General features: G+C 51.9%; 23 protein-coding genes. 20 read left to right on the top strand and 3 right to left on the bottom strand.

Going from position 1 to position 25,366, the window contains the following annotated elements:
- Positions 1 to 9: 9 nt before the first annotated feature.
- The 15 genes from AB1483_00325 (at position 10) to AB1483_00255 (ending at position 14,456) form a co-directional block, all read left to right on the top strand.
- On the top strand, positions 10 to 1,260 hold the full coding sequence (locus AB1483_00325) for a cytochrome c3 family protein (GenBank protein ID MEW6410897.1): 1,251 nt from the start codon (positions 10 to 12) through the stop codon (positions 1,258 to 1,260).
- A 271-nt stretch (positions 1,261 to 1,531) separates the two neighbouring features.
- Positions 1,532 to 1,885: an NADH-quinone oxidoreductase subunit A gene (ndhC, locus tag AB1483_00320; protein ID MEW6410896.1), complete on the top strand. Its 354-nt coding sequence runs from the start codon at positions 1,532 to 1,534 to the stop codon at positions 1,883 to 1,885.
- Positions 1,876 to 2,388, top strand: coding sequence for an NADH-quinone oxidoreductase subunit B family protein (locus tag AB1483_00315; protein MEW6410895.1), 513 nt, complete (start codon positions 1,876 to 1,878; stop codon positions 2,386 to 2,388). The genes ndhC and AB1483_00315 overlap by 10 nt, the downstream gene beginning before the upstream one ends.
- Before the next feature lies 1 nt (position 2,389).
- Positions 2,390 to 2,857: an NADH-quinone oxidoreductase subunit C gene (locus AB1483_00310; GenBank protein ID MEW6410894.1), complete on the top strand. Its 468-nt coding sequence runs from the start codon at positions 2,390 to 2,392 to the stop codon at positions 2,855 to 2,857.
- Between the two features lie 2 nt (positions 2,858 to 2,859).
- Complete coding sequence (locus AB1483_00305; GenBank protein MEW6410893.1) at positions 2,860 to 3,963, top strand: NADH-quinone oxidoreductase subunit D; 1,104 nt, start codon at positions 2,860 to 2,862, stop codon at positions 3,961 to 3,963.
- Complete coding sequence (gene nuoH / locus AB1483_00300; protein MEW6410892.1) at positions 3,963 to 5,030, top strand: NADH-quinone oxidoreductase subunit NuoH; 1,068 nt, start codon at positions 3,963 to 3,965, stop codon at positions 5,028 to 5,030. Before AB1483_00305 ends, nuoH begins: the two co-directional genes overlap by 1 nt.
- 13 nt (positions 5,031 to 5,043) lie before the next feature.
- Positions 5,044 to 5,619, top strand: coding sequence for an NADH-quinone oxidoreductase subunit I (locus AB1483_00295; GenBank protein MEW6410891.1), 576 nt, complete (start codon positions 5,044 to 5,046; stop codon positions 5,617 to 5,619).
- Positions 5,620 to 5,621: 2 nt separating this feature from the next.
- Entirely contained in the window at positions 5,622 to 6,170 is a 549-nt protein-coding gene (locus tag AB1483_00290; protein ID MEW6410890.1) for an NADH-quinone oxidoreductase subunit J, read from the top strand.
- Positions 6,170 to 6,469: an NADH-quinone oxidoreductase subunit NuoK gene (gene nuoK / locus AB1483_00285; GenBank protein ID MEW6410889.1), complete on the top strand. Its 300-nt coding sequence runs from the start codon at positions 6,170 to 6,172 to the stop codon at positions 6,467 to 6,469. The genes AB1483_00290 and nuoK overlap by 1 nt, the downstream gene beginning before the upstream one ends.
- Positions 6,470 to 6,479: 10 nt before the next feature.
- Positions 6,480 to 8,573, top strand: a complete 2,094-nt coding sequence (gene nuoL, locus AB1483_00280) for an NADH-quinone oxidoreductase subunit L (protein ID MEW6410888.1) — start codon at positions 6,480 to 6,482, stop codon at positions 8,571 to 8,573.
- Positions 8,574 to 8,598: 25 nt separating this feature from the next.
- Positions 8,599 to 10,080, top strand: coding sequence for an NADH-quinone oxidoreductase subunit M (locus AB1483_00275; protein ID MEW6410887.1), 1,482 nt, complete (start codon positions 8,599 to 8,601; stop codon positions 10,078 to 10,080).
- 4 nt (positions 10,081 to 10,084) lie between these two features.
- A complete protein-coding gene (locus AB1483_00270) occupies positions 10,085 to 11,593 on the top strand; it encodes an NADH-quinone oxidoreductase subunit N (GenBank protein ID MEW6410886.1) in 1,509 nt (502 codons plus the stop codon).
- A gap of 75 nt (positions 11,594 to 11,668) precedes the next feature.
- Complete coding sequence (locus tag AB1483_00265; protein MEW6410885.1) at positions 11,669 to 12,331, top strand: DUF502 domain-containing protein; 663 nt, start codon at positions 11,669 to 11,671, stop codon at positions 12,329 to 12,331.
- Positions 12,318 to 13,226 (top strand): CBS domain-containing protein, encoded by a 909-nt coding sequence (locus tag AB1483_00260; GenBank protein MEW6410884.1) that lies wholly within the window; start codon positions 12,318 to 12,320, stop codon positions 13,224 to 13,226. The genes AB1483_00265 and AB1483_00260 overlap by 14 nt, the downstream gene beginning before the upstream one ends.
- Before the next feature lie 30 nt (positions 13,227 to 13,256).
- On the top strand, positions 13,257 to 14,456 hold the full coding sequence (locus tag AB1483_00255; GenBank protein MEW6410883.1) for a sodium:calcium antiporter: 1,200 nt from the start codon (positions 13,257 to 13,259) through the stop codon (positions 14,454 to 14,456).
- 50 nt (positions 14,457 to 14,506) lie between these two features.
- Here the strand turns inward: AB1483_00255 and AB1483_00250 are convergent, their stop codons facing one another.
- The 3 genes from AB1483_00250 to AB1483_00240 all read right to left on the bottom strand — a co-directional run bounded on the left by AB1483_00250 (position 14,507) and on the right by AB1483_00240 (position 19,190).
- A complete protein-coding gene (locus AB1483_00250; GenBank protein MEW6410882.1) occupies positions 14,507 to 15,175 on the bottom strand; it encodes a PhoU domain-containing protein in 669 nt (222 codons plus the stop codon).
- A gap of 14 nt (positions 15,176 to 15,189) precedes the next feature.
- The gene (locus AB1483_00245; protein ID MEW6410881.1) at positions 15,190 to 16,314 is read right to left on the bottom strand and encodes a Na/Pi symporter; all 1,125 of its coding nucleotides are present in this window, start codon (positions 16,312 to 16,314) and stop codon (positions 15,190 to 15,192) included.
- 119 nt (positions 16,315 to 16,433) lie between these two features.
- Positions 16,434 to 19,190 carry a pitrilysin family protein gene (locus AB1483_00240; protein MEW6410880.1) on the bottom strand — a complete coding sequence of 919 codons (2,757 nt, stop codon included), beginning with the start codon at positions 19,188 to 19,190 and terminating at the stop codon, positions 16,434 to 16,436.
- 150 nt (positions 19,191 to 19,340) lie between these two features.
- Between AB1483_00240 and AB1483_00235 the strand changes: the two genes are divergently transcribed.
- The 5 genes from AB1483_00235 to AB1483_00215 all read left to right on the top strand — a co-directional run bounded on the left by AB1483_00235 (position 19,341) and on the right by AB1483_00215 (position 25,358).
- On the top strand, positions 19,341 to 19,787 hold the full coding sequence (locus AB1483_00235) for a hypothetical protein (protein MEW6410879.1): 447 nt from the start codon (positions 19,341 to 19,343) through the stop codon (positions 19,785 to 19,787).
- 81 nt (positions 19,788 to 19,868) lie between these two features.
- Positions 19,869 to 21,587 carry a protein translocase subunit SecD gene (gene secD, locus AB1483_00230; protein ID MEW6410878.1) on the top strand — a complete coding sequence of 573 codons (1,719 nt, stop codon included), beginning with the start codon at positions 19,869 to 19,871 and terminating at the stop codon, positions 21,585 to 21,587.
- Positions 21,588 to 21,606: 19 nt separating this feature from the next.
- Positions 21,607 to 22,533 (top strand): protein translocase subunit SecF, encoded by a 927-nt coding sequence (gene secF / locus AB1483_00225; protein MEW6410877.1) that lies wholly within the window; start codon positions 21,607 to 21,609, stop codon positions 22,531 to 22,533.
- A 194-nt stretch (positions 22,534 to 22,727) separates the two neighbouring features.
- Positions 22,728 to 24,560: a TonB-dependent receptor gene (locus AB1483_00220; protein ID MEW6410876.1), complete on the top strand. Its 1,833-nt coding sequence runs from the start codon at positions 22,728 to 22,730 to the stop codon at positions 24,558 to 24,560.
- Between the two features lie 54 nt (positions 24,561 to 24,614).
- Positions 24,615 to 25,358 (top strand): DUF4159 domain-containing protein, encoded by a 744-nt coding sequence (locus AB1483_00215; protein MEW6410875.1) that lies wholly within the window; start codon positions 24,615 to 24,617, stop codon positions 25,356 to 25,358.
- The last annotated feature ends 8 nt before the right edge of the window (positions 25,359 to 25,366 follow it).

Genomic DNA, 25,366 nt, shown 5'->3' with positions numbered 1-25,366 from the left:
GAGGAGTTCATGTTCAAGACAGGTTCGACAGTTTTGGTTTTTCTGCTGATGCTGGGCATTTCGCCTTGCCTGGCACAGGACAATTGTCGCGATTGCCATTTCGATTTTGAGGACGACGACGGTCCATCGCACAAGATTGTCCGCGATGTTCACATCCAGAAGGGGCTGGGATGTGTGGACTGTCACGGCGGGGATATGACTCTTGACGATATGGAGCAGGTGCGTCAGGTCAAAGGCTACCGGGGCATACCAACTCATCGGGAGGTTCCTGAATTCTGCGCGGAGTGTCACAGCGACGCTGTTTATATGAGAAATCACAATCCCGCTCTTGCGACCGACCAGCTTGACAAATACAAGACTTCGATTCACGGCCAGCGGTTGTTTGGAAAGAATGACCCCAAGGTGGCCAACTGTATTTCCTGTCACTCGGTGCATGAAATCGGGGACGCCAAGATGCCGCATTCGAGCACCCATCCGACCAACATCGCTTTGACCTGCGGGCAGTGCCACGCCAATGCCGATTATATGGCCGAATACAGGATACCGACCTCGCAGGTGGATGATTACATGGAATCTGTGCACGCTAAAGCCCTGTATGAAGGCGGTGATGTCAGCGCCCCCACCTGCAACGACTGCCATGGCAATCACGGGGCGGCCCCTCCGGGGGTTTCTTCGCTGTCCGCAGTTTGCGGCATGTGCCACGCTATCGAAGCCGATCTTTTCAATGGCTCCCCGCATAAAATCGCCTTTGAAGAAAACGACTACCCGATGTGCGAGACCTGCCACTCCAACCATAAGATCGAAAAACCCACTGACGCTATGGTTGGGGCTGAATCACCGGCTGTGTGTGTGGACTGTCACAGCGCTGACGATGGCACGATGGGCATCGAAGCAGCATCCAATATTTCGGGCGCCATCGGCAATCTGGTAGCCGCTCACGATGAAGCTGATTCGCTGCTTAACGAGGCCATTCTGAAGGGCATGATGACCACCGACGAGGAGTTCCGGCTCAAAGATGTCCGGCAGGTGCTGATTCAGACCCGGACCCTGGTGCACTCGTTTAACGCAGACTCTGTTGCTTCGAAGGCGAAGGAGGGGATCGAGAAAGCCGATGAGGTGAAGAGCAACTCGGTTGCCCTGATAGATGAATATCATTTTCGGCGGAGGGGGCTGGGTCTTGCCACGATTTTCATCACGATTCTGGTGGTCGCTCTGTATATCAAGATCAGGCGGGTTGACAATCGGCTGTATTCGAGGTAATTGAAACCCGGTTTCACTAAGCATCACTATATTAATGTGGATAACTCACCTTGTGACCATCATTGTCTGACTTGTCGTTAGGGAATGGTTCTCCGATAGTATTGTCTACGATAGAGTATTTTTCGATCCGGTAGTGCTCGTCGCCGCGGCTTCAATGCGAAAAGTCAAAAAAATCTTGACAAAGCCCGAAAACGGAGTTTCTTGGGAAAATATTTAAAAAATGTGAATTTCATCACATGGGCACCGGAGTCTGTGACCGCAGATTGAGACAATGACAGAGTATTTAGCAGTTTTAATCTTCATCTTTGCAGGGATCGGGATTGTTCTGTTTACCTTTCTGCTGGCCCGCCTGATTAGACCATCCAACCCCTACCCCGCCAAGACAATCAATTATGAGTGCGCCGAGGAGCCGATAGGTACCTCATGGATAAGGTTTAACAACCGTTTCTATATTTTCGCTCTCATATTTGTGATTTTTGATGTTGAGGTGATCTTCTTGTTCCCGTGGGCTGTGGCTTTCGGGCAGTTGGGTCTTTATGCTCTGATTGAGATGGTCATATTTATCGCCATTCTTTTCTTTGGTATCTTCTATGCCTGGAGGAAGGGAGCCCTGAAATGGGTTTAATCAAGAAGCTGCCGGTTTATGCTGAGAAAATTCCGGGTGGCGCCATTGTTACGACATCTGTGGAGACAGTTTTACATTTCGCTCAGGCCAAGTCGCTTTGGTACCTGTTGTTTGGCACCGCCTGTTGCGCGATAGAGCTGATGTGCACCGGCGCCTCCCGTTATGATTTTGACCGTCTTGGTATGATTTTCCGCGCCTCTCCCCGGCAGTCCGATTTGATTCTCGCCGCCGGGACCATTACCAAAAAGATGGCGCCGCGACTTCGCCGGCTGTATGACCAGATGGCCGAGCCGCGGTATGTTATAGCAATGGGCGGGTGTACCGTAAAGGGTGGCCCCTTTTATTATGACAGCTATGCCGTGGAAAAAGGTATCGACCACATCGTGCCGGTCGATATTTATATCCCCGGCTGTCCGCCCCGTCCGGAGTCGCTGATGGAGGGATGCCTGCATCTCCAGGAAAAGATTCGTCGGCAAAAACTGAGCGATTGGCAGGAAAAGTAAGATGACAAAAGACGAGCTCAAGAGTTATATCAGCAGTAATTTTCCGGCCATGACGCTTCTGGAAACGGGACGTTTCGACCCGCTGTATGAGATTAATCCGGCCAAGCTGCTCGAAGTTGCCAGGGCGCTTCACGATGATGAAAAGCTCAAGTTCGATTTCCTTTGCAACATGCACGGTCAGGATACGAAAGAAAATTTCGAAGTCGTCTATTCAATAGCTTCCATTGACAACAAGCTCAGACTGGATTTTAAGTTCAAGCTGCCGTACGACAAAGCCGAGGTTGACTCGGTGCAGCCGGTTTGGCCGGCCGCCGGATGGTATGAGCGTGAAATGTGGGAGCTGTACGGTATCAATGTCAGAAATCACAACAACCTGAAACGGTTCCTTCTTCCTGATGACTGGGACCAGGGTCATCCGATGCGTAAAGACTGGGATGCCCCCGACTTTATTCGTTTTCCGGAGCTTTAAGGATGGCAGCGCTGCGCACTGAAGAATTTGTCGTCAATATGGGGCCGCACCACCCGTCGACCCACGGCGTGTGCCGCCTGTTGTTGACGATGGATGGTGAGAAGGTGATGGCGATTGAGCCGTATATCGGTTATCTCCATCGCGCCATCGAGAAGATCTGCGAAAACCGCACCTATCATCAGTGTATTCCCATTCTTGACCGATTCGAGTACGTGACGGCGATGTCGTGCAATTACGTTTTCGCGCTGGCGGCCGAGAAGCTGGCGCAGATTGAAGTCCCGGAGCGCGCCGAATATCTCCGCGTGATCATGCTCGAGTTGAATCGTATCGCTTCGCACCTGATTTTCTTCGGCACCACGGCCATGGATATTGGCGCTCTGACGCCGTTTCTGTACGCGCTTCGCGAGCGGGAATATATCATGGATCTGTTCGAGATGACGTGCGGCCAGAGGTTGACCTACAATTATATCCGTATCGGCGGCGTATCAAGGGACATTCCCGCCGAGTTCGTGCCGAAGTGCCGTGAAGCCATCAAGATTATTGGCGAAAAAGTGCTGGAATATGAAGCGTTGTTGAACGGTAACCCGATCTGGAAGGCGCGCACGATAGGTATCGGTCATCTTCCAAAACAACTGGCGATAGACTACGCCGTATCGGGTCCTATTCTCCGGGCAGCGGGTGTAGATTTTGATTTGAGGCGGGATGACCCATATTCGATATATGATAGATTTGATTTTGAGATCCCGGTTCGCCACAACAGTGATGTGTTCGACCGGTATATGCTTCGTCTTGATGAAATCAAGCAGTCAATAAAGATTATCAGCCAGGCTCTTGACGGACTTCCGGAAGGGGACATCACGGCCAAAGTGCCGATGAAATTCAAACCGCCGGCGGGCGAAGTTTACAGCAGAATCGAAAACTCGCGCGGCGAGATGGGTGTCTATATTCTTTCCGATGGCAGCGAGAAGCCGGTTCGTGTCAAGACGCGCGGCGGGTCGTACAATCATCTTCAGGCACTGCCGCATTTCGCGACCGGAGGCCTCATCGCCGACCTGGTAGCGATATTCGCATCGTTCGATGTGATCATGCCGGAGGTGGATAGGTAATGGCTACTCCGCTCATGGCTATCGAACTTCAGCCGGTCTTCCTGTGGATACTGGATTTGCTTCGGGGGCTGGGGCTTAAAGGGGCGTGGCTCACGGTGGTCGTGTATACGGGTCTCGGCGTGATGATGTTCGGTGTGCTGGCGGTGCTGGCGCTGTTTCTGGTGTGGTGGGAACGCAAGATCGCCGGGCACATGCAGCAGAGATTCGGCCCGATGCGCAACGGCTGGCACGGATGGTACCAAACGCTGATGGATGGCTTAAAGCTGCTACAGAAAGAAGACGTCCTCGTCGTAACTCGTGATAAGCCGGTCTTTTTCTGGGCGCCTATCATAGCTTTCGTGGCGGCCTTTGCGGCTTATGTGGTGATACCTTTCGGTGAGGGGCTGATTGTCGCTGACCTCAGTATCGGTATTCTTTATGTAATCGCGATTACGACTTTCACCATTATATCGCTGTTGATGGCGGGATGGGGCTCCAATAACAAGTACGCCTTGCTGGGCGGAATGCGTTCGGCGGCGCAGGTCGTCAGTTATGAAGTTCCGATGGTCGGATCGATTCTGGCGGTGGTTTTGTTTGTCGGTTCGATGTCGATGGTGGATATAGTCGAATCGCAGTCCGGCTGGTTTTACAACTGGTTTGTATTCAGGGTGCCGTTCGGCCCGATAGCTTTCATCACTTATATTATCGCCGCGACGGCGGAGGCCAACCGCACGCCGTTTGATATTCCCGAGGCCGAGCAGGAGTTGGTGGCGGGATTCAACGTTGAGTATTCCGGTATGAAGTTCGCGATGTTTTTCCTGGCTGAATTCGTGAATATGTTCACGGTATCGGCGATTGCCGTCACGCTTTTCTTCGGCGGCTGGAACGGATTCGGATTCATACCGTCGTGGATATGGTTTTTGGGCAAGACGATGATGGTTGTTTTGCTTCTTATGCTTTTCAGGTGGACTTATCCGCGCTTGCGCGTGGACCAGTTGATGGAATTCGCGTGGAAGATTTTGGTGCCGATTACATTTGCCAACTTGATCCTCGCGGCTGTAATGAAGTATGCCGGGTGGTATTGGTAGGACAGGATAGCGGATGCTGAGTTTGTTAAAAGGATTGAAAGAGCTTATTGCCGGGCTGGGAATTACCGGCAAGCATCTCGGCAAACATGCTGTGACGCTGCAGTACCCTGAAGAGAAGTGGCCGATGCCCGAGCGCTCGCGCGGGATCGTGGTTCTTCTTTCCGATAAAGAGACCGGCGAACTCAATTGTACGGCATGTATGCTCTGTATGCGGGCCTGTCCGACGGCGGCGATTTTTATCGATGCTCCGCGCGGTGAGGACAAAAAGCGCCAGCTCAAGGTTTTCAATGTCGATCTGGGTATCTGCTGTTTCTGCGGTCTGTGTGAGGAGGCGTGTAATTTCTCGGCCATTAAGCTGGCGCCGAAGTACGAGTTTTCCACCGAGAATAAAGACGATCTTATGTGGGATATGAACAGGCTTCAGGAGGTAGGGCGCGATGTCGCCTACGAAGCGAAGCCCAAGAAGAAGCCGGCGCCCAAGCCGGAGAACCAACCGGCCGCAGCTGCCGCAAATCCCGGCGCGGAAAAAGCCGCAGAACAAAAACCCGAGCAGGGTGGAAGCGACGATAAAAAAGAGGGAGAGGCGTAGTCATGACTGAACCGCACACTTCAATAGTGTTCTGGATTCTCTCGGTAGTCATCGTTGTCTCCGGTTTTATGGTGGTGACGCTGAAGAATATTTTCCACAGCGCCCTCTTTTTGATTTTGTGCCTGTTTTCGGTGGCCGGCATTTTCATTTTGCTCGATGCGGAATTTTTGGCGGCGGCGCAGGTGCTTATATATGTCGGCGCGGTGGCAATCCTCATGATATTCGCCATCATGTTGACCTCCAACCTGGCATCGAAAAAGATACGGCAGTCGAACGAGAATGTGCTGGTGTCGTTCTTTGTCTGTCTGCTTCTCGGAGCCGGCGTGCCGTGGCTTATCTGGCTGACCAACAGGCAGCTTACGCAGACTACCGACGGCGGCGGGATTATTTCACTCTGGGGACAGACCAAGGGGACGCTTCCGGTAGATAATGTGGCAACGCTCGGTAAATATCTTATGACGGATTATATGTTGCCTTTCGAAGTAGTCTCCGTGCTGCTTCTGGCGGCCATGATCGGCGCTATCGTGCTGGCCAGAAAGGAGCGTTCCTGATGTTATCGTATTTGACGCTGGCATCGATACTGTTTGCCATCGGGTTGTTCGGGGTGCTCACCCGCAGGAATGTTATTGGAATTTTGATGTCTCTGGAATTGATGTTCAATGCCGCGAATATTAATTTCGTGGCCTTTAATAAATTCGTATGGGCCGATGGCATGGTGGGACAGATGTTCGCCATTTTCATTATTGTCGTTGCCGCCGCTGAAGCGGTGGTGGGACTGGCCATCGTCCTGTTGTTGTATCGCAACTGGCAGGGTATCAAAGCTGACAATGTCAGTGTGATGAAGTGGTAAGGCTGGTAAAATGACCGAATTAGCATATCTTATTCCGCTGCTGCCTCTGTTCTCGTTCGTGATGATTGTCTTTTTCCTTCGTTGGAAAGAGATGGTTTCGGCTGTCTTTTCGATCTCGATGATTCTGGCGGCCTGGGTGATGTCGGTGATTATCCTGTTTGAGAGAATAGCGGCCGGCGGAGAGACCAGTTTCGAGGCTTTTTACAGGTTTGTGGACCTTCCTAATTTCATCCTTGAGATCGGCATCCTGGTCGATCCGCTGACGGCGATTATGCTGGTTGTGGTCACAACGGTTGGCGCGTGTGTGCAAATTTATTCGGTCGGGTACATGCACAACGACCCGCGTTTCAGCCGGTTCTTCGCGTACTTGTCGCTGTTTTTGTTTTCGATGCTCGGACTGGTGGTCGCGAACAACTTCTTCATGATCTTCATCTTCTGGGAATTGGTTGGTCTGACATCGTACCTTTTGATCGGCTTCTGGTTCGAGAAGAAGTCGGCGGCCGACGCCTGCAAGAAAGCGTTTATCACGACTCGTGTGGGTGACCTCGGGTTCCTGGTCGGTTTATTCATGATTGGTGTCTATTTCGGAACTTTCAATTATCATGGAGTTTTCGACATAGCCAAATCGGGTGCGATACCCGCGGGAATTTTGACAATGGCGGCTGTGGGTGTCTTTTGCGGAGCGGTGGGTAAATCAGCTCAGTTCCCGCTTCATGTGTGGCTGCCGGATGCTATGGAAGGGCCGACACCGGTTTCGGCTTTGATTCACGCTGCCACGATGGTTGCCGCCGGTGTATATCTGGTGGCTCGCTCGATGCCTTTGTTTGTTACTTCGGCTGATGCCTCGATGGTGGTGGCGATTATTGGCTTGATAACATCGTTTATGGCGGCCTCGATTGGTCTGGTTCAAAATGATATTAAGCGCATTCTGGCTTACTCGACGGTGAGTCAGCTTGGATATATGATAATGGCGCTGGGCCTTTACGGTTTCGACACGGCCCACGGCCATCATTCGCCGGGATTTTATGCCGGTACATTCCATCTGTACACGCACGCTTTCTTCAAGGGCCTGTTGTTCCTTGGCGCGGGTTCGGTGATTCACGCGGTGCACACCAACGATATTCAGGAGATGGGCGGACTGCTCAAAAAGATGAAAATCACGGCGGTCACATTTATGATAGCATCGCTGTCAATCGCCGGCATTCCGCCGTTTTCGGGGTTTTTCTCGAAGGACGAGATTGTCGCGGCAGCTTCGCATCATCCGGTGTTCTTGGTCGGCACGCTCGGTATTGCGTTCATGACGGCGTTTTATATGTGGCGGCTGTGTTTCCTGACGTTCTTTGGCAAGCCACGCGATGAACACCGATATGATCATGCTCACGAGTCGCCGAAGAACATGACCTATCCGCTGGTGTTTCTGGGCATTCTCGCTGTTGTGGCGGGTTGGGCAGGCGCTCCGGGATGGTTCCATTTGCCGAGTTTCGCGAGTTTCGTGTATCACGGCGAGCCGTACTATCCGCATTTCAGTTGGATCATGGCTCTTATCGCGACGCTGGTTGGCTTGAGTGGCATTTATCTGGCTTATCTGATGTATTACAAGAAGTCGATATCGGCTGATGCTCTGGCCGAGAAGTTCCGTCCGCTGTACAAGCTTCTGTATAACAAATATTACTTCGACGAGATTTATCAGAAGGTGATTCTCGACCCGGTGATGGCGATTGCCGGATTCATGTGGAAGTTCGATGCCAACGTGATTGACGGGTTGGTCAATTTCACCGGCTGGCTGACGGTCAAGTGGGCCGATGTCAAACAGTGGTTCGATGTGTGGATTGTCGACGGTGCGGTTAACGGTTCGGGCTGGGTTGTCCGGCAGGGTGCGAATATCCTTCGCTTCGTCCAGACCGGTTCCATGCAATTCTATACTCTCTTCATTCTGACTGTGCTGGTTCTGTTTGGTATATATAAATTCGATAAATCATTCCTGGCTCTGGATTGGCCGACGGTAACGATTGTGTTCGTCCTGGGAGTCTCGCTGCTGGCGCTTCTGACGCGCATTCTGTCGGTTGGCGTGAAGGCCGATCAGGATTCCGAAGGTGAAGAATAGTTTCGATATTGGAGGATAGATTACAATGATTTTGAGCTCTCTTGTTTTTGTTCCCCTGCTGGGAATGATAATCGTGATGTTCCTTCCTAAAGATAAATTCGATGTCATCAAGTGGACATCAGTGATCATCAGCCTTGTGCCGATGGTCACATCCTTCTGGTTGACCTGGGACTATTTCTTCAATTTCTCCGGAACGGCCATGATGGCTTATGTGGAAGGACCATTTGACTGGATTCCGTCGCTGAATATTCAGTATTACCTGGGTGTGGACGGAATTTCGGTGCCGATGCTGTTTTTGACCGGTCTTCTGTCGACCCTGTCGCTGATCGCTTCGTTCGGGATCAATAATCGCGTGAAGGAGTATTTCGCGTTCTTTTTGCTTTTGGAAGCGGGAATGATGGGCGTTTTCGTGGCGCTCGACTTCTTCCTCTTTTACGTGTTCTGGGAGATCATGCTGGTTCCGATGTATTTCCTGATCGGCGTCTGGGGCGGACCGCGCAAAGAGTACGCGGCTATCAAGTTCTTCCTGTACACGTTGTTCGGCTCGATTTTCATGCTGGTGGCGATACTTATCATGTACTTCACGTCGGAGCCGCACTCGCTTAATATGATTACGCTTCTCGAGCATGGTCCGACCATGACGCACACGCTTCAGATGGTCTGTTTCATATTCTTCTTTATCGCCTTCGCCATCAAGGTACCGGTGTGGCCGTTCCATACGTGGCTTCCCGACGCTCACGTGGAGGCGCCGACGGCGGTGTCGGTCATCCTTGCGGGCGTCCTGCTTAAGATGGGAACGTACGCGATGCTTCGCATCAACTGGCCGATGTTCCCTTCGGCGCTCAGAGAGTTGTCGTTCTGGATCGCCGTTCTGGGCGTGATTGCAATTATCTATGGCGCTCTGGTGTCGATGGCTCAGAAGGATCTCAAGAAGCTGGTAGCGTATTCATCGGTGTCGCACATGGGTTACTGCATGGTGGCCCTGGCGGCGTTCTCGTCGGTGAGCGCCATCGCGGGATGTATGTTCCAGATGGTTTCGCACGGTCTTATCACGGGCGCACTATTTATTTTGGTCGGCGTAATTTATGACCGGGCGCATACCCGTGAAATAGCCGCGTTCGGCGGTCTTGGCGCCAAGCTTCCGGTTTATACCGGTATAATGGTGATGTTCTCGATGGCGGCGCTGGGGCTTCCGGGTATGTCCGGTTTCGTATCCGAATTCATGATTTTTGTGGGCGCGTTCGGCGTCCTCAATAAAGTGCTGGTGGGCATTTCGGTGCTCGGTGTGGTGCTGGGCGCGACCTATATGCTTCGCATGGTTCAGAAGGTATTCCTCGGTGAGTTCAACATGGCCAAATGGGGTGGCTTGACCGATATCAACCTTCGTGAAATCATCTCGGTCGCTCCGCTGGCGGTGCTTACTATTGCCGTTGGTGTTTATCCCAAACCGCTCACCGATTTGATGACGGCGACCCTGGAACACCTGGTAACTTTGATGACAAGGTAGAAAGATGGAATTCCAGCTACCCGAATATAACATTAGCCTGATGCTCCCCGAGCTGTTTTTGTTCGTGTGGGCCCTGGTCGTTTTCACGTTTGACCTCGTCACCAAGCGCAGCAAGGAAAGCGCGGTCGGGTACCTGGCGCTTATCGGTATCCTGATAACGGTGGCTATCTGGGCTTTCACGGGATATGGTCGCGGATTTGGAAGCATGTTCTACAACGATCCGATGGCCGTATTCTTCAAATTCATCTTCCTCGGCGCGGCCTTTATGGCTATCGGTAGCTCTTTTGGATTAACCAGGCAGAAAATAGTCAATCATCGCGGCGAGTTCTACGGACTGATTCTTCTGTCAACGGTCGGCATGATGTTCCTGGCGTCGTCGAATGAACTGCTGTCGCTTTATATCGGCCTGGAGTTGACGACCATTCCGCTTTTCGTTCTGGCGGCGTTTTTCAAGGATGACAAGCTGTCGGTGGAAGCCGGTATGAAATATTTCGTTATCGGCGCGTTCTCATCGGCGCTGCTTTTGTACGGCATCTCTTTCCTCTATGGGATGTCCGGGACGACAGATCTGCTTCAGATGAAGATAAATCTCGCGGTAACGCATCTCGCTTTCCGGGAAATCGGCGTTATTCTTATCGTTGCGATCATCATGGTGGTGGCCGGAATCGGGTTTAAGCTGGCTTTGCCGCCGTTTCACCAGTGGGTTCCTGATGTTTACGAGGGTTCCCCCACGCCGGTTGCGGCGTTTCTGTCGGTCGGTTCCAAGGCCGCCGGACTGGTGGCATTCGCCAAAGTGTTTGTCAACGGCCTTTATGCGTTCTATGGGCCGGAGATGGCTCCGAATGACTGGGGCAAGCTGGTGGCTTTCCTGGCAATTCTGGCGTTGATACTCGGCAATGTGGTTGCTATTCGTCAGACGAATATCAAAAGAATGCTGGCATATTCATCGATCGCCCAGGCCGGTTATATCATGATCGGTATGGTGTCGATGAATCAGCATGGCCTTTCTTCGGTGGCATACTATATTTTCGCATACATGTTTGCCAACATGGGGGCATTCGCGATTGTCGCGATTTTCGAGGATAAGACCGGCTCCTGCCAGATCGAGAGCTACCGCGGGCTGGCCAAGAGTTCGCCGTTTCTTGCGCTTTCGCTGGCTTTGTTCTTGTTGTCGCTGGCCGGTATCCCGCCGCTCGCTGGTTTTCTGGCAAAGTATAAAGTCTTCGCGGCCGCCATCAGCCTGGCTTCGGCGGATACTTCCTTCGACTGGCTCTACTGGCTGGTCGGCGTTGGTCTTTTAACCGCCGTATTCTCGCTGTTTTACTATGCCAATGTGATCAAGCAAATGTACTTCTCAAAGGAAGACTCGCCTTACAAAATCGGTCTTTCTTTGCCGGCTGTTACGGTCATTGCCATTGGGCTGATTGGTATTTTCCTGTTCGGCCTTTATCCTGAGCCGGTCCTGAGATTCGCAGACGAGATTTCCAAAGGCTTCGGCTTTATCGCCCACTAAGTCACCAAAAGTATTGACATTAGCTTCAGGGGCGGATATAATCCGGTTGCGGATGACTTGTATCCGGGTGGTTCTATGTCTATAGTAAACAGAATACTGCATACGATAAGAGTCCACTTCGTTTCCGGCGTTCTGGTCGTAGTTCCGATTATCCTGACCTATATCGTACTGAAATTCCTGTTCGAGGCAATCGACGGGATTTTGCAGCCGATTCTTTTCAAGGTACTGGGGTACTATGTTTATGGGCTGGGCGTTATCACGACCCTGCTTCTGATAATACTGGCCGGGATTCTCACGCGCAATTTTATCGGCGCCCGTCTGTATGGCGTGGGGGAGAAGGTGCTCATCAAGATGCCGATTATCAGGCCGGTTTATTCCGCAGCCAAGCAGCTTCTGGAGGCCGTCACGATGCCATCAATGAATTCCTTCAAAGAAGTGGCGCTGGTGGAGTACCCGCGGAAGGGAGCCTGGGCGGTTGGTTTTATTTCGAACCGGGTTAGCTGTTATATTGACGGTACCGCGAAAATGTGCGCGGCCGTCTTCTTACCTTCGACACCGACACCAATATCGGGGATGGTTGTCCTGTTTCCTGACGACGAAGTGATTCCGGTTGATATGAGTATCGAGGAGGGAGTCAAGTTTATCGTTTCCGGAGGGGTGGCGTCCCCGGAGACGTTAAAACCGAAAAGGAGCGCCGGTCACAATAACGATCAAGGGGTATTAGGTGAAACTCGCTAATCTGATAATGGAACGTCGCATCAACATTGACCTTCAGTCCCGGACCAAAGACGACGCCATGCTGGAGCTGGTTAACATGATCAAGGCTGAGGGTGTAAAGCTTGATTGGGATGCGGTAATCAGATCGATCCGTGAGCGAGAGGAAGTTGAGAATACGTCGTACGGTCATGGCTTCGCTTTCCCGCATGCCCGCACCGACGCCGTGAACGAGCTTTATATTCTGATAGGGATTTCCAAAAAGGGGCTCGAAGAAAAGACGCCCGATGGAATCCCGGTGCACGTGGTTTGTCTGCTGCTGACGCCGGCCACCATAGCCAAACTGTACCTTCAGACCCTGTCCGGCCTGGCGGCGTTCGGAAGAATACCCGGTAATCTCGAAAGAATGCTGGCCATCACTCATAAAGCGGATCTGGTGAAGCTGATTGCCGACGCCAATATTACGGTTGATAAGGATCTGATGGTCAAGGACGTGATGCGGCATGACGTGGCGACGGTGAATCGGGATCACAGCTTGAAAGAAGTAGCGAACCAGATGTTCCGGCACCGGCTGTCCGCCCTGGCGGTGGTTGATCACGATAATAAACTGGTGGGGGTGATTAATGACCGCGATCTTATCAAGGCGGCGCTGCCTGACTACAAATCGCTGATATCGAATCTTAATTACTCCATGGAAGTAGAACCGTTCGAGGAACTGCTCAAGCAGGAAGATAAGATAAAGGTATCACAGTTGTACCGCACCGACTATGAAGTGACGACTCCGGACACACGGATAGTGGAAGTGGCCGCGATGATGATTTTTAAGGATATCAGAAGAGTATTTGTCACTACCAAAGAGAATGACCTCGTGGGAGTGCTGCTGCGCAAAGACATTGTCAATATGATAATTCGCGGTTAGCAGCCGCATTTGGAGATACCTGACTGACAGATGAGTCACGCCGCCAAAAAGTACGAAATCGATCCCTACCTGTACGTAATCCTCGTACTTATGTTCATGGCCGCCCTTCCGGGGGCCTTGTGCGGGATGCTCGGAGTGCATCTGGCCCCCCTGATGGGCAGCCTTACGTTCGGTATTGCGATTTTTGCCGGGGCTTTCATTTTGTCGTGGGCGGCCGAGGCGGTGCAGATTGACATATCCGAATCACTGGCGGTAGCGATACTGGCGCTGCTGGCCGTGCTGCCGGAATACGCGGTGGATTTTGTTTTTACGTGGAAGAGCGCGCATGATCCCTCTCAGGCGCACTATGCCATCGCCAATATGACCGGGGCCAACCGCTTGCTCGTGGGGCTGGGATGGCCGCTGATTCTGTTTTTGTTCATACTCGTCAAGAAAAGAAAAGAAATCACGCTCGATAAAACGCAACGGGTGGAGATTTTCTACCTGGCGATGGCCACCATCTATTCTTTTTCCATTCCGCTCAAAGGCCAGCTTAATCTGATCGACACTGTCATTCTGGTCACTCTTTTCGGGCTTTATACTCGACGCATAGCGCAGATGCCCACCGAGGAACCGGAGCTTGTCGGTCCGGTCAAGATTGTGGCCAACCTTAATGACGGTCCTCGCCGTCTGGTGACGGCGCTGCTGTTTTTGTTCTCCGGGGCGGTGATTTTCTTCGTGGCCGAACCGTTCGCCGAGTCGCTGGTGGCCACCGGAGCGCATCTGGGGATTGACGAGTTTTTGCTGGTGCAGTGGCTGGCTCCTATCGCCTCCGAGTCGCCCGAGTTTATCGTGGCGGCGACCTGGACTCTCCGCGGGGCGGCGGGTTCGGCGCTGAAGGCGCTGATATCATCGAAGGTCAATCAGTGGACTTTGCTTGTGGGTACGATTCCCCTCGTGTATGCCATTTCCGGCGGAGCCATCAGGCCGTTCATTCTCGATGACCTCCAGCAGCACGAACTGATACTCACGGCGGCCCAGTCTTTATTCGCGGTGGCGGTGCTGGTTAATCTCAAGTTGAATCGTACGGATGGACTTCTTCTGCTCGCGCTTTTTCTGGCGCAGTTGATTGTGGAGCAAATAAGAATCGAGGTCACGGTGGCTTATGTCATACTTGCTATCGTGTTTCACATCCTGCACCGTAAGGATCTGATACCGGCGCTTAAGATAGGTCTCAACCTAAAAAAATAAAGGTGTCCCCCGCACAGGAACACCTTTATTCAACCGCCTGTCCGGCAGCGTCATTTTTTCTCCCTGAAACCTATTCTCGGAAAAGGATTTACGATAGAGCTGGCGATATTGGTCAGGTGGGCGTTGATGCGTTTTAGATAGCGGGCGTACATCGCCAGACTGACCGAATCCGAAGTGGACATTTTTTTGTCCTTCTCGAGAATCAAGTCGTTGACGATTTCGTCGCTCAGTTTTCCGATTTCCTCTTCAGCTCTCAGGATTTTGCGCGCTTTTTCCTTGTCCTGTGTTTTGAGAACCTCGATTACGGTGGGGAAATGCTGCTCGATGACATCCTCGATAGATTTGATTCGAGCCTCCTGTTTGCCGCCGTGGAGTTTGGTCGGGTGCGTGTTGGCCAGCCCGGCGATATTTTTTGTGTAGTCACCGATGCGTTCGACATCGATGACGATCGAGACCAATGCCAGGCCGGGGACAAGATTCTGGGTACCGGCGATAGTAAGATGCGTAAGGACTTTGCGGCGGACCTCCCGTTCGTACTTGTTTATCTTTCGGTCGGTCTGACGGATGTCGAAAGGAAGCTCCGAGGTGTCGGAATCACGGAGGACTTTTCGCGAAGCGTCATACATTTTGTAATCGAAGTCGAGCATTGTAAGCGTGGTAGCAAAAGCGGTCTGCAGCAGATTCTCGGAGCTGAACAGTTCTTTGAATTTATTAAACATACAATCACCTCTCACTAATTATACAGATATATGACGATAGCCGGTATTATAAAAAACGCGAAAAGCACATACAGAATCGGGTAAAGCTTGGATCTCTGGGTGATAGTGCTGAGGGTGGTGGCCATCCAGATAGGGATTCTCTTGAGGGGCCAAAATATACACATGCCGTACACGTTAAAAAGCAGATGTCCGAAAGCCACCGCCACAGCCTCGTGGGACCCGGTGACAAACGAGGCCAGAAAAGCGGTTATGGTGGTACCCACATTTGCTCCCAGCAGATAAGGATATATTTGCGGTATGGAGATGACGCCCGCCCCGATCAATGGCACCACCATAGAGGTTGTGATGGATGAGGACTGAACCAGCACGGTGAGGCTGAGGCCCAACAGGAGACTGAGCACCGGGGTGCGGAAGACATAGCGCTGGAAGAATTTCTCAACCTTCGCGAGGACCATCGATTTAAGAACTTTGACAATGTATCTCAAAGCGACGAAAAGAAATATGAACGACAGAATTGCCGTAATCCAGCCCGAGTCGCCGGTAAGACTGATAATTTGTTCGGCGACCGGTTTGGTGATTGTCTTTAGTGGAGAACTGAACTTAAGCCCTCCGAAATCGGCAAAGACCTTTTCCAGTTCATGGGCCGAGCGACCTATAATGTTGAATTTCAGCTGAAGGGGCATCAATACTATCACAGAGCAAACATTGAAAAAATCATGGAGCATGGCGCCCGCGAAAGCTCTTTTGAATTCATCGCCGCGCGAGATATGTCCCATGGAGACAATTGTATTGGTTACCGATGTTCCGATATTGGCTCCCATTACCATGGTGATTGAGGACTCGAAGGAAAGAACACCAGTCGCTACCAAGCCGACAATCAGAGAAGTGGTAGTAGAAGAGGACTGGATAACGGCTGTTGACAAAAGGCCGATCATAAGGCCCACCACAGGGTTGGAGGTGGCCTGAAAGATGGTCAGGGCGAATTCTTTTCCGAAGAGCTTAAAAGCATCACCCAGAAGGCAAATAGACAGAATGAAAATATAGACCAGGCCAAAAAGGACTAAAATTCTGAGAACGATGCTCGCCCGGGAAGGGCCGGGGATTTCGAAAGTAGGAAGATAAGCGGCTTTTTGAGCCATAATCTCTATTGACCCAGTGTTCTGTGCTGATAATTGCGGAGAATATAGGCCTGACGGCAGAGCCGGTCAAGCCTATTGTTAGGATTTTGTCAGGATATTGTCAGGTTCTGCCCCTGCCATTACTGCTTCTTACCAGCTGAGGCCAACACGTAGATATCCGTGCGGAAATATTTTGACGCGACCCGTCGAACCGCAGCGATGTCAATTCGGGCAAGAGACGCTATCAGCTCAGAATCATAGCGTAAACCGCGGCCGAGAAAGTTGTCAACGCCAAGATAATAGGCCTGATTGATACTCGAAAGCTTGGCCCGCATCAGACTTCCCCACAGTTGGTTTCTCGCCGCGATTACTTCGTCGGTCATTGGCCCATCGAGCGACAACTTGTCAATCTGCAGAATAATACCGTCAATCGCCGTCTGATAATTCTCCGAGCCGGTTCCCATCACAGTGTAGAACCAGCCGAAATTGCGGTCGAAAGACGACGCGGCGCCGACGGTATAAGCGAGACCCTGTTTTTCGCGAAGATTGAGGTACAATCGATTATTGAGAATAGTAGTGGCGACATCAATAGCGGCAGCATCGGGGCTGCCAACTTCCGGCAGGACACATCCCATATAAAGATAGATCTGCTGCTTTTCAAGTTCGGTGTGATTGATCTTTGTCTTAAAGAATGGTTCCGGCCGCTGCGCTTCGGGCGAGGAGAACGGCGGATAGCTCAGCCTTCCAAAGCGATTGTCGACCCATTGCTTCACCTGATCCGCCGGCAGGTTGGTGACAATCGAAAGAATCATATTTGAAGGCGAGTAAAACATGGCATGGTAATTTCTTAGCTCTTCGGCGGTGATTGACGAGACTGTCATCGGGCTGCCCATAATGGGTTTGGCATAGGCCTCACCCTCAAACAGGGTGGAGTGAAACGCGTTGAGGGCGACCTCTCGCGGCGAAGAGGCGTTGCGGCCGAGCAATCCCAGCATGGAATTTCTCACGTTTTCAACATCGGTCGAGTCAAAAGACGGATACAGGATCATCTCGGTGAAAAGGTTGAACCCCTTCTCGGCGAAATCATCGATAGTCTCAAACTTCATGAAGGAATAGGGTCGTTGAGTGTATCGGTCGTCATAAGGTATCCACGGATTATCGTAGAGAGTGACGTTGGCCCCGATCCTGGCAAGATCTCTGGACAACTCGGCGGAATTGCGGGTGAGAGTGCCTTTCTCGATGCATCGATTAACGAAGTCGGTGATGCCGGCTTTACCGTCGGGCTCGCTGGCCGTTCTGTTCTTACCTATGATATTCATGGCGAACACACGCGTATCGGGGTTGGATTTGATAATTACAGTCAGGCCGTTATCGAGGACTTCGCTGACGTATCGCGCGTGATCTTCCAGTTCGAAGGTTACCGAGTCGGTTACTTCGTATTCAAGAGGGTATCCCTTACTCAGGTCATACTGCGCGAACCGTGTGGTGTCAAAGTAGGCGGTAACCTGTTCGGCTGATGGGCCGCCGGGACGGTAGGGGACCTGGGCGGAGTCGGTAACCGGACGGACGATGGTGGCGATATAGTTCGGCTCAAAAAGCCATTTTGCCGCGGCCTGGCGGCAGTCGCTCCATTGTACCTTGGCGAGATTCTCCGGGTATGACTGGATAAAGTCCCATCCCGCAGAGCCCATCATGGGGGCAATCATGAATCCCAGGTAGTGTAGTTTCTCCGCATTGTATATGTTCTGGCACTTGACCGATGTTTTGATGCCATCGATAGCCTCGTTATCGGCCAGGTGTGATGGTATTGCTTTCAGGTTACCAAGGATTGTCTGAATGATTCTGTCAACATTGGCCGGATTTTCCGTTATGGCTGAGATTTCGAGGCGAGAGAACTCGGCGGTCGTGTTGAGCGAAACATACGCTTCGGAAGCGATCGGGTCGGCGCCGCCTTTGAGATCTATCATGAGAGGAGAAATATCATCCATGCCGAGGTACTGACTCAGCAGATCGACAGCCAGGTAGTCATCATCGGAAAAACGCGGCGCTGCGAAGGAGCAGTTTATGTGGGTAGAGGTGACGCCGGCTATTGTGTCGAACACGTTTTGCCCCTCGATTGCGCCCGTTGGCGTCGGCATCGTCGGGAGAGTGGTATCTGCGGCCGGTGGGACGTTGGCGGAATCCGGTATGGAGCCGAAAATTCTCTGCAGGCTGTTTTTCAGCCTATCGGTTTCGAAATCTCCTATTATCAGGACGGTCATATTGCCGGGGGTGTAGTATCTTTTCCAGTAATCGATGATGGCATCCCGGGGGATATTTTCGATGAAGGCTTCGTAGCCGAGCACCGGGCAATTATAGGGAGTACCGGCATACGCTTTTTCCGTGAAGAACTCTTCGGCGGCGAAGGTTGGGGAATCCATGTCTTTTTTTATTTCTTCGAGGACGACCCGGCGCTCCTTGGCTAATTCGTCTTCGGGAAATATCGAGTTGAAAAGCATGTCCGCCTGAACCGTCAGGCCGTAATTGATGTATTGTTTTGGCATCAGTACAAGGTAGGCGGTAAGTTCCTTGCGGGTGAAGGCATTAATATAACCCCCAAGGTCGCGGATTGACTGATCCAATTCTTGCCGGGAGAGGTTGACAGTACCATCGAAAAGCAGATGTTCCAGAAAATGGGTCATATCGTTTTCGAATTCGGACTCATATTTGCTTCCAGATTTAACAAAGATTATGGAGGCGATCATGGGGGAGGAGTGGTTTTCCACTAGAATGACCTCCATGCCGTTGTCGAGCCAGTAGACGGTGTCGTTGGCGAGGCAATTTGAGGCTGCAATGATGGCGCTGACTGTGAATATTAGTGCGGTAAATGTTACTCGTAATATCTTGACTGGCCACATATTTAGCTCCCGGGATTGGCGGTTATTTCGCCGTGATGGCATATTTGTATAGCTTTCAGTCACTTAAATAACGCCTGGGGGCGGAGGTTGTCAACCTCGTAAAAATTGAATTGACAAGCAGCAAGTATGTGCTATATTCGTGGACAATTTATGAAAAGGCTTATCAGAAAAGCGGTTACGACAGGCAGATGGCTGGCTGTCATTGTTGCCTTGTTTTCGTTGACTATCAGCGGGGCGGAAGCCGGTTACAGGCTGTTGAACGCCTATGGTATGGGACTGGAAAAGGCTGAGACGGAATCTCAGCATGCCCAGCTTCTGCCCGGTCCGCCGTTGCCCGATGATTCTGCTCCCGGCAATATGAAACCATCGGGCAAGCCCAACGGTGAGCCATCGGCATATCTGACGGCGTCGCTGGCGATTGACTTCGGCAGCAGTCAAAATCGAATAAACTACGGTTGCGACCTTAGCCGGGCGATCGATGCCGGTGAATCGGGGAGAAGTCTTACTCGCTCGATTAAATCGACTGCTTATCAAGTATCTTCGCGGCTGGGTATCCAGTTTACGCTGGTGGGAGCCAAACCCTCCGGCACCAGTTAAAGACATCCGGGCGCTTGGCGCCATCCGTGCACTTTCACTCAAAAATAATCAATTCGAATATAGAATCAGAAAGGTAGTTTTATGTCCAAACAAAACTGGCGTTTTATCCTGACAGCCCTGCTAGTCGTACTGGCGATAGTGGCTTTCTGGAATACGTTCAAACTGTGGACGATGAGCGATGCTGACAAGACAGCGCTGCAGGAGAAAGATCCCGGTGCGCTTTTGCAGCTTCAGCAAAAAGCGATTCGACTCGGTCTTGATCTTCAGGGCGGAATTCACGTTGTCCTTCGGGTGAAGCTCGAGGAGCTTGACGAAGCCTCTCGCGACGAGGCGGTTGACAGGGCTATTCAGATTATCAGAAATCGTATCGATGGTCTCGGTGTAGCTGAACCGGTGATTGTCAAGCAGGGTAATGACCGCATCGTGGTGGACCTTCCGGGTTACACCGATGCCGACCGCGCGGAAGACCTTATCGGTCAGACGGCGCTTCTTGAATTCAAGCTGATGGCCACCTTTGATGACGCCAACCGGATTCTCAGCCGGATGGATTCTGTGGTTTATGATTACGAGAAGTCGCTCCAGGAAGCATCCGGTGAGACCGCCGAAGCCGCCGCCCCGGCGGTGGACAGCGCCGCGACGCCGAAAGAAACGGATCTGGAGATGCTGGCCGAGTTGATGGGCGATTCCGCTATCGATACGGCAGCGATGTTCGATTTCGATGAGAGCGAGCTCACGGTAAGTGACCGTCCTTTGACCTCACGCCTGGAGCCGATCCTTTATTCTCGTGAGACCAATACCAATTGGCCGGGGTATGCGGTTAACAAGAAGGATCGTGAGCTGATCGACAAGTGGTTGAGTCTTCCTCAGGTGAAGAATCTTATTCCCATAGATATTCAGTTCGCCTGGTCGACCCGTCCGGAGATTCGCGATCAGCGCGAGATGTATTACCTGTATATTCTCAAGAGAAAGGTCGAGTTTGTAGGAAAGTTTCTTGAGAGTATCGCGCTGTCGCAGGGAGAATACGGCGGTTACGCGGTTAATTTTAAGGTGTCCGGTGACGGTCTGGCGCGATTTGCCCAGTTGACGGGTGCCAACGTGAACAAGCCGCTGGCGATCGTGATTGACGACAAGGTTGAGTCGGCCCCGTTTGTGAATTCCAAGATTCGCGGTTCCGGTAAGATTACCATGGGTAGCTCGGCGAGCGTTCAGGACGCCCGCAATATGGAAATCGTACTGAAGGCCGGCGCTCTTCCGGCTCCCGTGGAAATTATCGAGAAGAACGTGGTTGGCGCCACTCTCGGCGCGGACTCCATTCGCAAGGGATTTTACGCTTCGCTTATCGGTCTGGCGCTGGTGCTCTTGTATGTCGGGTTCTACTACCGCGTTTCGGGTGTGATTGCCGATCTCGGTTTGCTCTTCAACCTCTTTTTCCTTCTGGCGGTTATGGCCGGGCTGGGAGCCACACTTACGATGCCGGGTATTGCCGGTATCATTCTGACAATAGGTATTTCGGTGGATTCGAATATTCTCATTTTTGAGCGTATTCGCGAGGAGCTTCGAACGGGCAAGACCGTGAGGGCGTCAATCGACGCCGGCTACAGCCGTGCTTTCGTGGCTATCTTCGATTCGCACGTAACTACCATGATCACCGCCGGTGCGCTGTTCCTTCTGGGCTCCGGGCCCATCAAGGGATTCGCGGTGACGTTGTTCTGGGGTGTTACGATTTCCCTTTATACCGCGTACATAATAACCAAACAGATTTTCGATATCCGCAAGGCTTATCGGACTTTGAGTATATAGGAGAAGGGGGAACAAAGAAATGTTTAGAATAATACCAGATACCAATATCAATTTCATCGGGCTGCGGAAGATTGCGTTTGTGATTTCCGCTGCCTTGGTGGCCCTGGGCATTTTTGCCTTCGTGATGGTTGCGACGGGCAAGGCGAATCTCGGCATCGACTTCGCCGGCGGCGTCATGTTGACCGGTTATTTCGACAATGAAGTTGCCACCGAGGATCTTCGCTCGGCGATCTCAGGGACATTTCCGGATGCCGCGATAACACGCATGCATGATTTCGAATACGGCAACGCTTTTATTATCAAGACCAAGCGGCCCGAATCGGAGACGGAAAGCAAGGAGCGGCTGGCCGGTTTAAAGTCGATCATTTCAGAGAGGTTCGAGGGTAATGCTTTCACGGTCGTGTCCGAACATACTATCGGTCCCGCCGTGGGAGAGACTCTTCGAGGTGACGCCCAGAAAGCGGTGCTTCTGTCGCTAATTGGCATCATTATTTACATCTGGGTTCGTTTCGATTTCCGCAGCGGAATCGCCGCGACAATCGCGACCTTCCATGATGTGCTGGCGGTGCTCGGCATATTTTATATTTTGAATCTCGAGTTCGACCTTTTGCTGGTGACGGCGCTTTTGACCCTGGCGGGTTATTCGCTGACCGATACGGTGGTCGTTTTTGACCGTATCCGTGAGAACCTGAAGAAATTCCGCACCAAGGGGGAATTTACCAATTGCGTGAATATGTCTATCAATGAAGTGCTTTCGAGGACTTTTAACACGTCGATGACAACTCTGATTGTGATCGCCGCGCTATTTTTCTTCGGGGGTGAGGTTATTCACTACTTTGCCCTGGCGCTGATGCTCGGGGTGATAGTGGGAACCTACAGTTCCGTTTTTGTCGCCAGCCCGATTGTGGTTGAGTGGGAAGCCCGTTCGCCGAAACGCTTTAAATAGAAGTAGCTTAATATCGAGCACTGAAAGCCCTCCGGCCTTTGCCGGCGGGCTTTCTTAATGCTCATTGTACGGGTGCAAGCTGCCCCGAAGAGATCATTTCTATCGACGCATAACACTTGACAAGATGCTTCTGAAGTATCTTCTTTGGAGCCTTGAAATGCGTCGGAGGGGATTGGAAAAAGGTATTCTGCTCGATGTTACCCGCAATGCTCCTGTTTCTGGCCGCTACGGTCTCCGGTGATACGACCGTATACGAGGACAACCCTGTACAGGTTGATCCAATAGTGGTAGTAGGTAAGAGGGAGCCGGAGCGGCTCTCGCGCATGGTCAATTCCGCCATATCCGTATCACCCGAGAAGATGAACGCATCGTCTGAAGACAATCTGCTGAGCCATCTCGCCTTTAATCATTCATCGATATCGATAACGAGCGTTACCGGCACCGGATTCGGCCTCGGGTCCCGCGGTCAGGGTAAACTCCTCATACGCGGCCTTGGTTTCAGTCCCAACCGGGGCTCGCTGGTTTTGATTGACGGCCGGCCGGATATCGCGGGACTCTTCGGACATCCATTGCCGGATACTTATCGGAAGGCGGGCTTGTATTCGGCCGAACTGGTCAAAGGTGGCGCCTCGACTCTTTATGGTTCCAATGCTATTGCCGGAGTGTTGGACCTTCAGTCGTTTTACCGTCCGGACCTCGAAAGGTTTACATCGATAGAGCTGAGCGGTGGAAGTTACGCCACCCTTGACGGTTCCTTTCGACATTCCCGTAGATTCGGCAACATGATCGCGGCGGGATGGTACGAATACGTGGAGTCGGATAATCACCGCGACAATAGCGAGTATTTCAATCGCAGCGGTGGATTTCGACTGCACCATCAGAGTGACGGCGGATTAGAGTGGTTTCTGAGCGGACGGTACACTTCTTTTGATTATACGGATGCCGGACCGGTGTATAGCCCGTCTAGATTTACGGGCGACGTTCAGCGGTCGGGGTTGACCCTCGGAATTGACAAGAGAGTCGCCCGGTATTCTTTGTCGGCACGCTTGTACAACAGCTATGGCGAGCATTCTTTCTCCGATGGCTTCAATTCGGTGGACCGCAACAATGGGATTGACCTGTTTGGCAGGGTAAAGGGCCTGGGTGATGAGGGACTGTCCGTATCGGGTGGGTTTTCGTTCAATTACCTCGGCGGTTCAGCGCACAACGGTACTTCATCTATCCACGGCGGCGATTTCAGTGAGACCGAGTATGCCGGACATTTTCAGGTCGAATACGATATTCATCAACTGGTTGATCTTACGGTAGGCGGGAGGCTTATCGAGCACGAGCGTTATGGGAGTCATATCGTCTATCAGGCAGGAGTCGTGGTATCACCAAAGAAAGCAGGGTCGATCAAGTTGTCGATTGGTACTGCCTATCGCAATCCTACAGTCAGCGAATCACAGTTGTTTGCGATTTCGAATGCTGAGTCGCTGAAGCCTGAAGAGGGAGTTTTTTACGAGATTGGATATTTCAAGCGAGTTATGTCTACACTTTCGGTAGAAGGAGCTCTTTTCTGGCGAGAGGGAGAGAATCTCATCGCCGTGGTAACCAATCCATCGCCGCCGCCTCTGTCGCTCTATCAAAACGCCGGCAGCTACAGACACCGCGGCTGGGAGGCGTCGTTGCGCTACGCCACGGGGGCGGTCGCATTCAACCCGTCTTTTACCCATCTAAATCAGAAAGACCTGAACCTGTCGGTTCCGGAAGACAAGTTCGTTGCGGCTGGCAGTCTAACCATGAGGAATTTTCGGCTGAACCTCGAGGCGGTGGCAGCCTTCAATACGGCGTCGGATTCGGCTGGGGTACCTGTTATTCTTGATGATTACATGGTGGTCAACGTTGATGGCCGGTATAGTATCAGCAGCCTTGCCGATCTTACTTTGCGAATAGAAAACCTGTTCGACCGCGATTACCAGGTGGTTCATGGTTACCCGATGCCCGGAATAACCTTCCGTGGCCGAATCAGTCTGCAGGTATATTAGATTCCGCGCCCGCCTCATGTTTTTTCATCAAAAACGGCGGTTTTACTGTATATTATGTATATGGGAAAAGTCTATGTTAGATATCCGCTTGTAGCCGCAATTGTGCTTGTTCTCTGTGGCGGTATGGCGGCTCAGCAGAGCCAGCCGTTGTCCCCCTTCAGCTTATTGGGACGCCGCAGTTCGCAGTCAGAGCAAATCAATCCATCGGTCGTTAAGGTCGCGCGGTTACATTACGGCGGCGGCGGGGATTGGTACTGGGGACGTTCGGCTGTGCCGAATTTCCTGAGTTTCATCAATGAAAACACCGATTTCCCGGTGGATACTACGGAACATGAAATAACCATCATGGATCCCGAGTTGTTTCGCTTTCCGTTCTTGTTCGCCACCGGTCACGGGGTAATCAGCTTCTCATCGGATGAACGTGAACGGCTGAGGCAATATCTGACAGGCGGAGGGTTTCTCTTCGTGAACGATTCCTATGGCATGGACCCGAACTTCCGCGAAGAGTTGGCGCGACTTTTCCCGGAACGTGAGGTGGTGGAACTTCCCTTTGAACATCCGATATACCATTGCTTTTATGATTTTCCCAATGGTCCGCCGAAGATTCACGAGCACGATAACAAACCACCGCGAGGTTATGCCTTGATAGTCAACGGCAGGGCTGTCGTCTATTTTCTCGTGGAGTCCGATATAGGAGACGGGTGGGAGGATCCCCAGGTTCACAATGACCCCGAAGAGAAACGCCGGGAGGCTTTTCGGATGGGTGTTAACATCCTTACGTACGCCTTGTTATATTAGGATACATG

The sequence above is a fragment of the Candidatus Zixiibacteriota bacterium genome (assembly GCA_040756055.1).
In the GTDB taxonomy this organism is placed as follows: domain Bacteria; phylum Zixibacteria; class MSB-5A5; order GN15; family FEB-12.
Note: the sequence above shows the minus strand (reverse complement) of the source record. Positions and strands in the feature narration are given on the sequence as shown.